This window comes from Nonomuraea recticatena (assembly GCF_039533245.1).
In the GTDB taxonomy this organism is placed as follows: Bacteria; Actinomycetota; Actinomycetes; order Streptosporangiales; family Streptosporangiaceae; genus Nonomuraea; species Nonomuraea roseola.
This window is the reverse complement of sequence record NZ_BAAATE010000003.1, coordinates 341,021-355,648: the sequence shown is the minus strand read 5'-3', so window position 1 is coordinate 355,648 and position 14,628 is coordinate 341,021. Positions and strand designations below refer to the sequence as shown.

Sequence of the window (14,628 nt, the reverse complement as noted above, 5' to 3'; positions counted from 1 at the left end):
ACGGTGCTGCCTGACATATCTGGGACTAGGGAGTCAGCAGTGACGACGATCAGCCGCAGGAACCTTCTCGCAGCGAGCGTGGGAGCCGTACCCGCTCTCGCCCTCGGCCTGCGTCCGGCGGCGGCGGCGGCGGCGGCGGCGAGCGAGGTGACCACCACGGGCATCGTCCCCGCCCAGCTCGCCCGCCTCGACACCATGCTGAAGACCTTCATCCAGGCGCGCTCGATCAGCTGCGCCCAGCTCGCGGTCTCGAGGAACGGCAAGATCCTGCTGGCCCGCGGCTACGGGCACTACTCCTTCACCCGCGCTCCCTCGCCCAGTCCGTCTCCGACGCCGACGCCCACCGCGACCCCGAGCCCCAGCGTCAGCCCGAGCCCCAGCCCGAGCGCCTCCCCCACCGCTGGGCCTCTCATCTGGCGGGGGAACACCGCCGGCCTCGCACTGGTGCAGCCCACCTCGCTGTTCCGGATCGCCAGCCTGAGCAAGCACATCACCAGCGCCGCGATCATGCGACTCGTCCAGGACGGCAAGCTCTCGCTCGGCGCCTCCGTGACCACGCTGCTCGGCCTGTCGGCCGCGGCCGACGCGCGCCTCGCCAAGGTGACCGTCCTGCGCCTGATGCAGAACCTCGGCGGCTGGGACAAGGAGGTGTCCAAGCGCGACTACCTGTTCTCCGACCACGCCATCTCGGCGACCCTGGACGTGCCGCTGCCCATCACGCACGCGCACATCCTCGCGTACGCCACCCAGCGGCCGCTCGACTTCGCCCCCGGCACCCGCATGTCGTACAACAACTACAACTTCCTGCTGCTGGGCCGGATCATCGAGAAGGTCTCGGGCCAGAGCTACGAGTCGTACGTCAAGCAGAAGGTGCTCGCCCCTGTCGGCATCACCAGGATGCGCCTGAGCAGGAGCGTCGAGGAGGGCCTGCCCTACCACTCGAAGTACACGGCCAAGACGGTCCTGGACGACTCGGGCGCCGTGGTCCCCCACCCGTACGGCGGCGCCAACTACGCCAACCTCGACTCGGCGGGCGGCTGGCTGGCCTCGGCGGTCGACCTGGTCAGACTCTCCACGATCTTCACGGGCGGGGGCGGCGTGCTGAGCTCCGCCTCGGTCGCCAAACTCCTGGCCAAGCCCGAGACCGGCCTCAACCAGCACGGCTCGTGGTACGCGGGCGGCTGGTGGGTGCGCACCATGGGCTCGGGCCTCAACACCTGGCACAACGGCTCGCTGCCCGGCACGTTCGCGATCCTGTCCCGCATGCACAACGGAGTCACCTACTGCGCGACGTTCAACCGGCGGGAGGAGGAGGGCGCCGCCGACTACGACGCGCTGCTGGACGAGCTGTACGACGCCGCCATGGGCATCACGTCGTGGCCGACGACGGACCTCACTCCCCGCTACTTCTGAGCCTGCCTCAGAGGTGACGCCAGCACATGCCGTAGCCGCCGCCCTCCCAGTCGAAGCACCAGTCCCACACCCACTCCATGTCCTGCGCCTGGGCCGGAGCGGCGGTGGCGCCGCCGATCACGCCGGCGGCGAGGACGCCGAGCACGACGGCCGTGAGCCGCCTGCCTAGCCTGGAAGAACGCGACATCGCATGACTCCTTCTCTTTCGTCGGGACACGAAAGAGTTCACCGCGACCGAACTGCGGATCACTTGGGACCGCTTGCGGATCAGTTGTGCCGGAGCCCCGCGGCCTCGGCGTGCCAGCAGTGGGTCCACCGGCCGTCGCCGAGCTCGGTGCGGTCCGGCACCCGCGTGGAGCAGATCGGCAGCGCGACGGGGCTCGCCGAGCGTGAGGTGCAGGAGCGTGGCGCGCTGCCCCTCCAGCACGTGCTGCGCGAGTACGGCTCCCGCCGTCAGGTCCATGTCTCCCGCGTGGGCCCCGATGGCCAGGACATGGGTCATGCCGTCCACCTCATGACGTGGAAGCGGCGGGTGACCTGGTATCCCGCCCTGGTGTACAGGTGTCCTGCGGGGCTGGCCTCCCCGGTCCAGAGGAACCACGAGGAGTGCAGACCCTCGGCCCGCATCCTCGTCATCGTGAGGTGGAGCAGGATCTTGCCGAGCCCGGTGCCCCGCTCGCCCTCGTCCACGCCGAAGGGGCCGAACCGCTCGGGGATGCCGCGGTAGGCGGCATACAGCGCGAACCCCACCAGCCGGTCCCGCTTCTTGGCGATGACCATGCGGGTGGGGTCCCTGTGGTGGCGGATCGCCTCCCCCCAGTCGGGGTTGAACTCGTCGGCCGCGAACCTGATCAGCTCGGGCAGTTCGCCGTCGGCCGGGCTGCGGAAGCCGTACCCCTCGCTCTCCCGCTTGGCGCGCAGCTCGTGCACGTCCTGCGGTGTCAGGTAGCCGACCAGCGTGCGGTCCATCGCGACCGGCGAGTAGAGGGTGGCGAACCCGAGACCGGTCAGCAGGGCGAACCCGTCCGGGTAGAGCTCGGGATCGGCGCCGGGCAGCACGTAGTTGGGCGTGTAGGAGGCGAAGTCGACCCGCGTCCTGCCCCTGGCCCGCAGGAACTCCAGCGCCTCGGTGAGCAGGCGCCGTCCGAGCCCGCCACCCCGGTGGTCCGGCGCGACGAAGAAGAACGGGATCCAGCCGGCCTCGGGCTCCAGGTCCGTGCCCGGCGCGAGCGGCGTCAACCGGCGGACGGCGTAGGCGCACCCCACCACGTGGCCCTCCGCCACGGCCACGCGCAGGCCTTCAGGGTCGAAGTTGGGGTCGAGCAGGACGCAGTCGCGAAACCACGCCGCGGTCGTGGGGTCGGCCGGCAGGCTCCGGTTCCAGGATTCGATCAGAGAGCGCTCGTCACCGGGGGCGAACGCGCGGACAGTGACCGTCATGCCCAAGAGCTTTGCGATGGGTCAGGCCCAAGGTCAATAAGTTCGGGGAAGAAATTTTCCCTAGCGGATACCCTCTAGAAACTTTCCTTCGTCTCGGGTAACCGTGGAACGCTGGCTTACCAGATCCCCTTCAACGCCTCATCGCGGAGGTGATGCCATGGCGCACGAGACGATCAACGTGACGAGGTCGCGCATCGGCGTCAGCAGCTGCGGGTAGTCCGCGGCGTTGAGGGCGTACAGGCGCTGGGTGCCGCTGCGCCGTACCGTCACGAGCCTCGCGTCGCGCAGGATCTTCAGGTGGTGGGAGGCCGCGGGCTGGGACAGGTTCAGGTGGGCGGCGATCTCTCCGACGCTGCGCGGATCGGTGGACTCCAGGAGGAAGACGATGATCTCCTGCCTGCGCTCGTCGCCCAGCGCGGTGAACAGCGGCCTGGTCTGCGAGAAGAGGGCGAGAACGTCCCGAGCCGCCACCGGGCCGCTCACGCCGGCGCTCCTTCGGGAAGGGAGCCGCGAAGGGCGGCGAGGTGGGTCACGGGGAGCGCGCGGGCGGCGCCATCGGCGATCCAGCCGTCCAGCATCAGCCGGGTCTGCGCGCCGACCTTGGTGAAGTGCGCTTCCAGGTAGCGCTGCAGGTCGAAGGGGGTCAGCAGCGGCAGCGCGCGCAGGGCCAGTCCCACGGCCCAGGCCGGCACGGACAACGGAGGGCGCCCTCCGTGCTGAGCCGCCGTCACGGCGACCGCCTCGCGGCTGGCCGCCGCCGCACCCCCCAACCGCCTCCGTACGGCCCGCAAGGACCAGCCCGCGCTCTCGATCGCGGCGATGTAGGGAACCATCCTGGCGGCGGCGACCTCGCCGGACCCGGCCTTGCGCACCCGCCTCACCCGCGCGCCGCCGCGCCGCAGCGCGTCGATGACCTGCGGGGCGCGCGCCCCCGCGGCCCCCATCGCCGAGCCGGGCGGCACCCAGTAGGCCACGCCCTGGCCTGGCACCTCCGCCTCCAGAGGCGCCTGGTAGGCGAGCAGCGTCGGCGTCACCTGGACGATCGACTCCCGCGGCCAGACCCCGGCCAGGGTGTCCAGGTCGTGCGGGTCCTGGCCGATGGTGACCACGGTCGCCGCACCGGCCGCCGCGCGCAGCTCACGCGTCCAGTCTCCGCGCAGCGCGGGAGAGTCGACGCAGAGCCACACCATGTCCCACGCTTCTCGCGGCGGCCGGCTGATCACCTGGTGCGGCACCAGCCGCCTCCCGACCGCCGGCCGGCCCTTCCTCAGCCGGAACAGCTCCACCCCGTCCTCGGCCCAGCCCTCCCTGCCCTGCCGCACCAGGAAGCTGACCTCGGCTCCCCCCTCGGCCAGCCAGGAGCCGAAGACCTGCCCGAGCGCCCCCGCCCCGACCACCAGCACCTTGGACATCACACCTCCATACATCCATCTAAATATTTGGATATATCGATGCTAGCAGCCGCGACCGTCGCTTCCGTGGGGTGCGCGGGATGGCGGTCAGGCGGTGCTGGCGGCGGGGTGGAGGGTGAAGATCTGGTCGAGGCCGATGACGGTCAGGATACGCAAGGTGTTGGCGGGAACGGCGGCCAGAGCGATGTCGGCGCCGGCGGCCAGGGCGTGCTGGCGGGCCGCGAGCAGTGCGGTGATACCGCTGGAGTCGCAGAACCTCAGGCCGGCCAGGTCGATGACCAGGCACTGGCCCGGTCGGAGCGTGAGGCGCTCGACCTGTCGGCGCAGGGCGGCGGCGTGGGTGTAGTCGAGGTCGCCGGTGACCTCCACGACGGGTCCGGCGGCGGCGTCTCTGTCGGTGATGGTCAGCGAGTTCATCGGTCGTGTTTCGTTGCCGGGAGAGGGTGCGGAGGAGCGGCGGGAACGCCGAGGGCGAGCAGGGCGGTGTCGTCGTCGAGACCGTCGCCGAAGCTGTCCAGCAACTCGCTCAGCGCTCCGATCGCCTCCTGGGGTGTGCAGGGAGCATGCGCGGTGACGAAGGCGTGCAGGGCGTCCTCGCCGTACAGGCTGTTGTGGGTGGGCCCGGTGCGGGCCTCGGTCAGGCCGTCGGTGTAGAGCAGAAGGGTGTCACCGGGCTCGAGGACGGTCTCGGCGGTGGTGGCGGGCGCGCTGGGCAGGATACCGACGAGCAGGCCGCCGGGGGTGGGCAGGAATTCGGCGTGGCCGCCTGCCCGCAGGATCAGGGCCGAGGGATGCCCGCCGGAAGCGAGGCGGACAGTGGCGTGGCCAGGGCGGGAGCCGGTGTCGACGATGCCGAAGATGGCGGTGCAGTAGCGGACGTCGCCGTTGGCGGCGTACCGCTCGTGCAGGACGGCGTTCAGCGTGGCCAGGGCGGTGGCCGGCTCAGGGTCGTGGAGGGCGGCGGCGCGCAGGGTGTAGCGGACCAGGGAGGTCAGGGCCGCGGCCTCGGGCCCCTTGCCGCACACGTCGCCGAGGAAGAAGCCCCAGCGGGCGCCGTCGACGGGGAACAGGTCGTAGAAGTCGCCGCCCAGCCGGTCGGGGGAGGCCGTGTGGTAGTAGACGGCCGTTTCCAGCCCCGGCGCGGCCGGCAGCGATGCCGGCAGCAGCGACTGCTGCAGCACGGCCAGGGCGTCGGACAGCCGGGCGCGGTCGGCCTCGGCCTGCCGGCGCGCCTCTTCCGCCTCCGCGCGTGCCTGCTCGGCTTCCGCCCTGGCCTGTTCGGCCTCCCGCTTGCGATGCAGGAGTTCCTCTTCGTAGGTGCGGCGGTCGGAGGCGTCGAAGACGGTGGTGCGGATCAGCAGCGGCTCGCCTTCACCGCTGTGCTTGACGGTGGAGGAGACCAGCACGGGCAGCCGGCCGCCGTCGGCGGTCTTCATCTCCAGGGCGATGCCGCTGAGCTCGCCCTTCATCCGCAGCAGCGGCGCGAAGTGGGTCTCGTGGTACAGCTTGCCGCCGACAGTGAGCAGGTCGGTGAAACGTCTACGCCCCACGACCGCCTCGCGCTCCATGCCGAGCCAGCGCAACAGCGTGGCATTGATCTTGGCGATGGTGCCGTCCATCAGCGTGGACAGATACCCGCAGGGCGCCGACTCGTACAGTTCCTCGGAACTGTCCTCCAGCAGCGCGATGAACACCGCGTCCGTGTCGGCCTCGTCCTCGGTCTCGGACGATTCGGGGTCCTGCTCCGTCCGGCACATCACAGGGACTCCAGGAAGTCCAGGACGGCCCGCGCGGTGGCCTCCGGCGCGCTCAGCTGCGGGCAGTGACCCGTGGCGTCCAAGGTGACCAGGCGGGAGGAGGGGATCGCGGCGTGCACGAACGCGCCGACCTCACGCGGGGCGATGACGTCCTGGACGCATTCCAGCACCAGCGTCGGCACGTGCACGCTCTTCAGGTCCTGACGGCTGTCGGACAGGAACGTCGTGCGGGCGAAGACCCGCGCGATGTCGGGATCGGTCGCGCAGAAACTGTTGGTCAGCTCCTCCCCCAGCTCGGGGCGCTCGGGGTTGCCCATGATGACCGGGGCCATCGTGGATGACCAGCCCAGGTAGTTCGCTTCCAGCGCGGCCAGCAGCTCGTCGATGTCCTGCGCGGTGAACCCGCCGAGGTAGCCGTCGTCGTCGATGTAGCACGGCGAGGGCGTCACCATCACCAGCGCCCCGATCCGCTCCGGGGCCGCCTGCGCGGCCAGCACACCGATCATGGCGCTGACCGAGTGCCCCACGAACACGGCCCGCTCAAGATCCAGCTCGTCGCAGACATCCACCACGTCCTGGGCGTAGCCGTCCAGCGACGCGTAGCGGTCCTCGCTCCACGCCGACAGCTCCGAACCGCCGGAGCCCACGTAGTCGAAGAGCACCACCCGGTAGCGCTCGGTCAAGGCGGGGACGATCAGGCGCCACATGTTCTGGTCACAGCCGAATCCGTGTGCCAGCACGACCACCGGCCCGTCGGAGCGACCGGTCACCGTTACGTTGTTCCTGCGGCAGATGTCCATGACTACCCAGTTTTCCATCTTCGCTGAGCCCACCCGGACGGCGGGCCGTCATGGGGCGCGTCGGCGCCTGCGCGGGATCGTGCAGCACAAGGGCGACCTGGGCCGAAACGATCGCGAAGTACGCGGACGGCGGCACCGCTGGGCGCGCCCGGCATCCCGCGACCGAATGCCGGGCGCGCTCCCGTCATGGAGAGATGAACACATGCGGCTACGTCGCGAACGCGAGCCCTTCGCGGTAGGAGGGGTAAGCCGGCGCCCATCCCAGCTCGTGCTTCGCCCGCTCGGAGCTCAGCCGGATGCGCGTGCCCACCATCAGCGCGTACATGTACGGCATCGGGCGCAGCAGGGCGCTGGGCAACCGCAGCGGCGCGGGCGCGCCGGCCGCCGCCGCGAGGGCCCTGACGTAGTCGTCGAAGCGGACGGGATGGTCGTCGGCGACGTTGTACGCCCGGCCTGCCACGCCGCGTTCGAGGGCGGCCACCGTGGCGGAGGCGGCGTCCTCGATGTGGATGAGCGAGACGGTGCCCGCAGGGTCAGGAACGGGAAGCATCCGCTTCCTGGTCATGTCCATGAGCTTCCTGGTCGACGCCTCGGGACCGTAGAACATCCCGTAGCGCAGGGAGATCCCCTCGATGCCCGGTGCGCCGAACACCTGCTCCTCGTTGGCGCGCATCGAGCGCATGTGGGGGTCGAAGGCGCCCTGGCCGAGCTCGGCGAAGGGGCGCTCCTCGGTGACGGGGGCCTCGCCGTGGTCGCGGTAGCCGTACCCAAGGAAGAACGACTGGGTGACGAACCTGTGCGCGCCCACCAGCTTCGCCGCCTCGAGGAGGTGGGCGGTGCCGCGGTCGCGCAGGGCGTCGGTGGCGTAGAGGGCGCGGTGGAACAGCGGCAGGCCGGTGATCGCGGTGGCCTCGTGGACGACCGCGTCCGCCTGCCGGCCGTCGAGCGCGGCCAGCAGCGCCTCGCGGTCCATCATGTCCGCCACCACCGGTACGGCGCCCGCCTCGGCGAGCCGCCGGGCGCCGCCGGCGGACCTCGTGAGTCCCAGCACCGTATGACCGGCGGCGAGCAGGTCGCGGACCAGGACCGAACCCAGCGTGCCGGTGGCCCCCGCGAGCAGGACGTTCACGCGCTCGCCCCTTCCTTGGCGTTCCTGCGGATGTGAAGCGTGCGCAGCCTGACGGCGAGCCCCGCCGCGGCCACCACCGAGACCGCCAGCAACGCCCACGGGTCGCTGGCGTTGCCGCCACCGAGCTCGAGGTCGACCGCGTGGTTGAACGCGTGGAAGGTGTTGGCGAACACGAAGCCCGCCAGCACCACCACCACGACGTCGCGCCACCACAGCGCGCACAGCAGCATCAGACCGATGGCGATCTGGAACACACCCGCGTCGTGCAGGAAGTGCACGTGGTTCGGCCAGTTGGCCCACTCGGCGAAGCTCGCGGGATCGACCCGCGCCCACACCCCGGTGATCAGCATGGACATCGCGGCCAGCACCGTGACGACCTTGACGAAACGACCCGCTGTCATGATCCGTCCTTTCTTCCGCCTTCGCGTTTCAGACGGATCGAGGAAGGACGGCTGTGACACGCGGGGTTGTGATCTGACGCACACCTGTCACAGCGCGCTGGACGCGCCCCGGGCCGCGAGGGAGCGCGGCCGCCCTCGAGAGGTGCCACGGCTTCGGCCCGCCGTCGCGGGCCGCGCGCCAGTGCTCGGCGGAGCGGGAAGGGTCGCCGGCGCGGTCACGCATTCGGCTGGTTCAGCATGTCCACGATGCGCGGCCAGGCCGACGCCCCCAGGGCGGCATCGGCTTCGGGCGATCCGCCGTACAGATAGGACTGCGATGGCGGAGGCGGAGCCTCGCCGGGAAGGAGCGGGCGGTGCCCCGCCGACGGGTGGCTGACGATGCGAACCTCACGACGCCCGGCCAGTGCGTTGGCGAAGGCGAGCGACGGCCACATGAGGTCGTCGCCGCCCGCCACCAGGAGGACCTCCGCCCGAGTGCGTTCCAGCGGAATGGCCGCCTCGGGAGGCGCGGCTGCCAGGCCGCGTTCGTAGAACGCGCGGAAGGAGGTGGGCGGCCCCTCCGTCGGCCACTGCGCGGGGTAGGGGGCGAAGGGAACGGGTCGCCCGCGCCATGTCCACGATGAGCGGTACGGCACGGTGACGCCGTCCGGCCCTGGCCCGACGTTGGCCCAGACGACCGATGAGGGCGAAAGGGCGACCACCGCCTGGACCCGCGGCTCGACGCACGCCAGCATCAGGGCCGCCTCCGCGCCCTTGGACAGCCCGAGCACGGCCAGCCGCGACACTCCCGTCGCGGCCAGCAGGTCGAGCGCGGACACGAAGGTCTCCAGCGGCACCTCGCAGATGCCGGGCGGCTGACCCGGTCCGCCGAACCAGCGGATGGACATCGCGGTCATCCCGTGCGCGGACAGCAGCGCGCAGCGACCCGCCTCGACGCGGCCGCTGGATCCGCCCAGGACGAGCACTCCGACCTCGGCGTTGTCGGAGGTGGTCAGGCAGCTTTCCATATGAGGATTATCGACGTTTCGCCGGGACAGGCCTGCCGCCCAGCCGCGGCCACCGCACTACGAAGACCTTCCGCCCCGGAACTCTCGGCCACGTGTTCCGCAGGCGGCCCTCCCTCAAAATCTGCCAAAGGCATAGATAACCTTGCGTATCCTTCGTTTCCGGTGCGAACCGGTCGAAAGCTGGACAAAAGCGGCAACCATCGGTCAAGCTCCAGCCATACCCCTCAACTGATGGAGATGTGTGTGTTCAAGGCAATTCGCAGACGATCAGCGGTGCTCGCCGCCCTCATGGCCGCCGGCCTCGCGCTGGCTCCTGCCGCCACCGCTGCCGTCACCGCCGCCGCCCCCGGCGCGGGCCGTCCCGCCATCATCGGTGGAAGGGCCGTGACGGAGCCCTACTCGTTCATGGTCTCCTTCCAGCTGCGGAGGGAGCCCGGCCATCACTGCGGCGGCTCCCTCATCGCCTCGGACTGGGTCGTCACCGCCGCCCACTGCAAGGGGCTCATGAAGCCCGGCAGGACCCAGGTGCGGGTCGGCTCCCTCGAGAAGGGCAAGGGCGGAGAGGTCGCCAGCGTCAAGCGGGTCGTCACCCATCCCGGCTGGCGACAGCGCGGCGGGGATGACGACCACAGGAGCGACATCCTGCTGGTCCAGCTGGACCGGAAGGTCTCCCTCCAGCCCATCCGCATCGCCGCCGACCCGGGAAAGGTGGGCCAGCCGACCCGCGTCATCGGCTGGGGCCTGGTCTGCGAGGACGGTGAGGACCCCGCCTGCGAGCCTCGGCAGCTGCAGGAGCTCGACACCGTGCGCGTGCCCGACGGCAGATGCTCCGACCTCGCGCGAGGCGCCGAGCTGTGCACCGGCGACAGCCGCGGGCGGGCCGCCAGCGCCTGCAACGGTGACTCCGGCGGTCCGCAGATCCGCATGATCGCCGGCAGGTGGGAGCTGATCGGGGCGACCTCGAGGGACGGCGACGACTACGAGGACCGGAGGGACGGCGGCGCGGGCTGCTCCACCAACCCCGACGGCGGTCCCGGCGTCGGCATCTGGACCGACGTGACCCACTACCGCAGCTGGATCGACGGCATCGTGGGGGCGGAGCTGCGCAACGCCTCCTGAGCCCGCTGGAACACCGGCGCCCAGCGGTTCCACGAACCGCTGGGCGCACGCCCTCCGGCGAAGGCACGCCACACCCTGCGATCATGAGGCATGGGCGTGCTAGTGCCACGTCAGGCAACGTTTGCCCTGTCCGCTACCGGCACCTCGGGGCGATGTCCCCCGTCGATATGTCCGCGCGTTCGGGGGCACGGCCAGCGCGGCCAACGCGACTCCGAGCCGTCGTTCCGTCGCGAGGGAGCGGCCAACGTGCCAGGATAAATCACGTCAAGCCGTAACTCGCGTGGGCCGGTATCGCAGGGCGACCGCCCCCGACCGGAACTCACGGCGGTCCACGGGCTCGAGCTGGATGCGCTCGCGCAGACCGGCGAGCAACGTCGGCCCGTGTCCGGCAAGGACCGGCTGTACAAGGAACTCGTACTCGTCGATCAGTCCCAGATCTGCCAACGCCAGGGGGAGCGTCACGCCACCCACCCACAGGCCCTCGCCTGACTCCTGCTTGAGCCGCTGAACCGCTTGCCCGAAGTCGCCTCGCACCAGCTCGGCATTCCAATCGACCGCGCTCAGCGTGCTCGACACAACGTACTTCTTCGCCCGGTCGATGGTCTCGGCGAACGGGATCTGCCACTCATCCATCCAGTCAGGCCACGTGTCCGTGGCCGGCTTCCGCCACGCCGACTCCATCATCTCGTAGGTCACCCGGCCGAATAGCAGGGCATCGGCTCGCTCCATCTCCGCGGTCCAGTAACGCATCGACTCCTCGTCCGGGGGGAGCCCTGCCTCGTGATGGCAGCAGCCGTCGAGCGTGACGTTGATCGAGTATCGAAGTGGTCTCATCTCGTTGCTCTCCCTTGATGCGCGCAGCGCGTTTTCACCGGACGTCTACTTAGACGACTGTCGGCGCCATTTCTCATCGGCGCCCGATCCCACCTACTCAACACCGTCGTGATGCGAACCAGACCGCAGACCGAGCGCGCGACCGATTCGGCGCTCGGGGCGTTCAGGTTCGCAACGGGACGGCGCCCATAACGCTCGACTTCGATGCACGGTGCCACGTCACCTACCGTCGGCTCAGGGTCAACGACGAACGTCGCAAACGTTGCCTGACGCGGCACTAGCTCTGGTGCGGCAGGCGCAGGGCGAACCCGTGGAGCCCGGCCCACCCCGCCACGTAGAGGCGGGTGCCGCCGGGCGTCCACGCGCACGCGTACAGCCCGGCCTCCAGGTGGATCGCCGCGATGCACTCACCCGCCTGCACGTCCCACACCCGCACCGCGTCGTCGAAGCACACCGTGGCCAGCCACGACCCGAACGGGCCCACCGCCAGGTGGCTGGCCGCCGCCGCCGCCTCGAGCTCGGCCAGGAGCCTGCCCTCGGGGTCCCACCGCAGGATCGCGCCCTGCCCGGTGGTGGCGGCGACCCAGTCGCCGCGTGGCGAGACGACCAGTCCCGTGATCTCCTCGCCCGCGTCCAACGCCGGGCCCAGCCGCCGCCCTCGCGCGTCGAAGAGCAGCACGTGGTCGGAGCGGGCGGCGGCCAGCCAGCTGCCGTCGGGCGCCATGGCCAGGTACTCCGCCCCCGCGACGGGCACCTCGGTCCGTAGCCGGCCGTCGGCCTCCCAGAATCCGAGGTCGTTCTCCGTCGCCACGGCGGCCCAGGAGCCGTCGGGCGCGAGGGCCAGCGCGGTGCCCGGCTCGCTGAGCCGTACCCGATGGCGAATCCCGCCGTCGCGATCCAGCAGCCACAGCAGGCCGTCCTCGGCGTTGACGGCGGCGAGCGCGGAGCCGTCGGCGCTGATGGCCACCGCGTCGATCCGTTCCTCGTCGTGGACGGACCGCAGCGCGCGGCCCTCCGTGTCGCGGAAGGTCAGCCCGCGATAGGCCGCGGTGACCAGCACGCTGCCGTCGCCCGCGACGGCGAGCAAGCGGACGGGTTCGCGGCGCAGGTGCTCGTCGGGCTCGGGCAGGCCGCCGCCGGCGTCCCAGAGGCGGACGGTGGCGTCGTCGCTGACGCTGGCCAGCCAGGTGCCGTCCGGGCTGAAGGCGACGTCGCTCGGGGGCATGCTGTGCCCGGTGAGGCGCGAGTCGGTGACCGGTTCCAGGGCCCGCAGCAGGACGTCGCTGCCGGACCCCTCTCCCGCGACCATGGATCCGTCGGGCGCCGCGGTCAGGGCGCCGAAGATGAACCCGTCCGGCTCGATCGCGCCCAGCGGCACGCCGTCCGGGCTCCACAGCCGCATCCAGCCGTCCCAGTGTTCTGCGATCAGCAGGTCGCGGACCGGGTGCGCGGCGACATCATGGGCACCATCCTCGCCACCGGCCAGCTCGGCGCGCAGGCTGCCCTCGCGCGTCCACACCAGCACGCTCTCGCGTTCCTCGTCCACGAAGGCGACCCAGGAGCTGTCGGCACCGATGACCGGCCTGGAGTCCGACATGACCGTCATGTCCACCTGCCACAGCAGAGTCCCGTCCGCCGACCAGGCCCGCAGGTCGGCGGCGCACGAGACGAGCCAGCTGCCGTCCGGTGCGATCACCACGCGCCGCACGGCGCCCTCGTGCCCGTGCAGGACGGCCCGCTCCGTCCCGTCGTCGTCCCAGAGCCGCACGGTCTCGTCGTCGCCCGCGGTGGCCAGCCACGTGCCGTCCGGCGCGATCGCCACGTCGTTGACGTCGTCGTCGTGCCCGGAGAGCGTGGCTTCGACGCTGCCGTCAAGGTTCCAGATCCTGACCCTGCCGTTGCCGCCCGCCGTCGCCAGCCAGGACCCGTCGGGACTGATCGCCACCCCGCTCAGCGGCTCGGCACGGCCCATGACCCGGCGCAGCGCCGGATGGGGAAGGTCGGGCGGGGCCCAGAGGCACTCCAGCCAGGCGGCGCCGAGCCGGCTGAGCAGCATCTTCACCTCGTCAGCCGTCTCGGGGATCCCGTACAGGCGGCAGGCGAGCGTGGCCGCCAGCGTCGGCAGCGGGGGCGCCACCAGCTCCGGCCGCTCCAGCACGGTCATGCTCTGGGCGAGCGTGCGGCGCAGCCGCTCGGCCAGCGGTGTCCCTGCCCGCATGAGGTCCTGCTCCACGGCCGCGATGCCGAAACGGTTCAGCTTGCGGGCGAGCCACGCCCCGTCGCAGACGATGTCGGACACCTCGTCACCGGCCTGTGCCGCATGGTCGGGCAGATAGAAAAGGAAATACCTGGCGTCCTCCGCGGAGAACGCCGTGTGGGGGGCCTCGACGACGGCCTCCATCAGGGCGCGGTGGACCTCGCCGGATCCGGCGGCCGCCAGCTCCGCTCGCAGGTGGCCGCGGATCACGTCGGGGATCATCACCACCTCGCGGTCGGGCGCGCGGGAGAGCACGCCGAGCGCGCTCAGCCCGGTCAGCGTGAGCTCGCAGTCGAGCGGTTCCAGCTCGGCGGTGCGCTTCCACAGCAGCCGCACCAGCCCCGCGGGGATGTTGGCCTCGTCGGCGAAGACGCCGAGCTCTGTCAGGCGGGCCACGCTGCCCGGCAGTTTCAGTCCGGCCAGCCCTGCGCTCAGCACCTCGCGCACGGCCGCCGCACGCGAGCGTGGGTCATTCAGGTCGGGCTCCTGCGCGGGGCGGACGCCGAGTTCGCCCGACAGCCGCTCCAGCAGCGGCCAGCGCGGTACGGGCAGAGCGATGACCGGGATGTCGTCGGGCAGCACGCGGGCGGATCTGGCGGTGACCAGCACGCTGACGTGGTCGGCGATGACCAGTGCCCCGAGGGGCAGGTGGGGATCGCGCACCCCGTCCAGCACCAGCAGTCCGTCTCCCGGCGGGCCTGGCCACTCGCCGCCGTCCATGAGCCGGCCGGTCGCGACGGCCTCGAGCCAGTCCGTGTCGGAGTCGCTCTCGCCGTTCACCTCGAGAGCTCGATCGACCATCTGATCCGTCAGCATCTCCGGCCGGTCGGCGCCCACGCTCAACCAGGCGACGCCGTTGGGGAAGCGCTTCACGACCCGCGGATCGGCGCAGGCCGCGGCCGCGACCGTGGTGACGCCCGCGCCCTCGAGCCCGTCGATCTCGGGCACGAGGGCGACGATCCGGCTTTCGCCCTCCGTCAACGCCTTGATCAGTTCTTCCATGCGTCGAGGGTCGCAGCTGGATGTCGCGACTGTCACGGGGCCATCGACGTGAGGCGG

14 protein-coding genes are annotated in these 14,628 nt (G+C 71.2%); 2 read left to right on the top strand and 12 right to left on the bottom strand.

Going from position 1 to position 14,628, the window contains the following annotated elements:
• Positions 1-39: 39 nt before the first annotated feature.
• Positions 40-1,413, top strand: coding sequence for a serine hydrolase domain-containing protein (locus ABFX50_RS08005; protein ID WP_346144592.1), 1,374 nt, complete (start codon positions 40-42; stop codon positions 1,411-1,413).
• A 7-nt stretch (positions 1,414-1,420) separates the two neighbouring features.
• On the opposite strand, the gene ABFX50_RS08000 is transcribed toward ABFX50_RS08005, so the two are convergent.
• From ABFX50_RS08000 to ABFX50_RS07955, 10 genes are all read right to left on the bottom strand, one after another.
• Complete coding sequence (locus ABFX50_RS08000) at positions 1,421-1,600, bottom strand: hypothetical protein (RefSeq protein ID WP_346144591.1); 180 nt, start codon at positions 1,598-1,600, stop codon at positions 1,421-1,423.
• A gap of 311 nt (positions 1,601-1,911) precedes the next feature.
• A complete protein-coding gene (locus ABFX50_RS07995) occupies positions 1,912-2,853 on the bottom strand; it encodes a GNAT family N-acetyltransferase (RefSeq protein WP_346144589.1) in 942 nt (313 codons plus the stop codon).
• A gap of 138 nt (positions 2,854-2,991) precedes the next feature.
• Entirely contained in the window at positions 2,992-3,336 is a 345-nt protein-coding gene (locus ABFX50_RS07990) for an ArsR/SmtB family transcription factor (RefSeq protein ID WP_346144587.1), read from the bottom strand.
• Positions 3,333-4,265, bottom strand: a complete 933-nt coding sequence (locus ABFX50_RS07985; RefSeq protein ID WP_346144585.1) for a 2-dehydropantoate 2-reductase N-terminal domain-containing protein — start codon at positions 4,263-4,265, stop codon at positions 3,333-3,335. Before ABFX50_RS07985 ends, ABFX50_RS07990 begins: the two co-directional genes overlap by 4 nt.
• An 87-nt stretch (positions 4,266-4,352) precedes the next feature.
• Positions 4,353-4,682, bottom strand: a complete 330-nt coding sequence (locus ABFX50_RS07980; RefSeq protein WP_346144583.1) for an STAS domain-containing protein — start codon at positions 4,680-4,682, stop codon at positions 4,353-4,355.
• Complete coding sequence (locus ABFX50_RS07975; RefSeq protein WP_346144915.1) at positions 4,679-6,022, bottom strand: PP2C family protein-serine/threonine phosphatase; 1,344 nt, start codon at positions 6,020-6,022, stop codon at positions 4,679-4,681. Before ABFX50_RS07975 ends, ABFX50_RS07980 begins: the two co-directional genes overlap by 4 nt.
• Positions 6,022-6,822 carry an alpha/beta fold hydrolase gene (locus ABFX50_RS07970; RefSeq protein WP_346144913.1) on the bottom strand — a complete coding sequence of 267 codons (801 nt, stop codon included), beginning with the start codon at positions 6,820-6,822 and terminating at the stop codon, positions 6,022-6,024. Before ABFX50_RS07970 ends, ABFX50_RS07975 begins: the two co-directional genes overlap by 1 nt.
• A gap of 208 nt (positions 6,823-7,030) precedes the next feature.
• Positions 7,031-7,951 (bottom strand): NAD-dependent epimerase/dehydratase family protein, encoded by a 921-nt coding sequence (locus ABFX50_RS07965; RefSeq protein ID WP_346144581.1) that lies wholly within the window; start codon positions 7,949-7,951, stop codon positions 7,031-7,033.
• Complete coding sequence (locus ABFX50_RS07960) at positions 7,948-8,352, bottom strand: hypothetical protein (RefSeq protein ID WP_346144579.1); 405 nt, start codon at positions 8,350-8,352, stop codon at positions 7,948-7,950. Before ABFX50_RS07960 ends, ABFX50_RS07965 begins: the two co-directional genes overlap by 4 nt.
• Before the next feature lie 215 nt (positions 8,353-8,567).
• Positions 8,568-9,359 carry an acyl-CoA thioester hydrolase/BAAT C-terminal domain-containing protein gene (locus tag ABFX50_RS07955; protein WP_346144577.1) on the bottom strand — a complete coding sequence of 264 codons (792 nt, stop codon included), beginning with the start codon at positions 9,357-9,359 and terminating at the stop codon, positions 8,568-8,570.
• Positions 9,360-9,602: 243 nt separating this feature from the next.
• Here ABFX50_RS07955 and ABFX50_RS07950 point away from each other — a divergent pair, with 243 nt between their 5' ends.
• Entirely contained in the window at positions 9,603-10,478 is an 876-nt protein-coding gene (locus ABFX50_RS07950; protein WP_346144575.1) for a S1 family peptidase, read from the top strand.
• Between the two features lie 264 nt (positions 10,479-10,742).
• Here the strand turns inward: ABFX50_RS07950 and ABFX50_RS07945 are convergent, their stop codons facing one another.
• Positions 10,743-11,312 carry a dihydrofolate reductase family protein gene (locus ABFX50_RS07945; RefSeq protein WP_030925166.1) on the bottom strand — a complete coding sequence of 190 codons (570 nt, stop codon included), beginning with the start codon at positions 11,310-11,312 and terminating at the stop codon, positions 10,743-10,745.
• 277 nt (positions 11,313-11,589) lie between these two features.
• Positions 11,590-14,571: a WD40 repeat domain-containing protein gene (locus ABFX50_RS07940; RefSeq protein WP_346144573.1), complete on the bottom strand. Its 2,982-nt coding sequence runs from the start codon at positions 14,569-14,571 to the stop codon at positions 11,590-11,592.
• Positions 14,572-14,628: the final 57 nt, after the last annotated feature.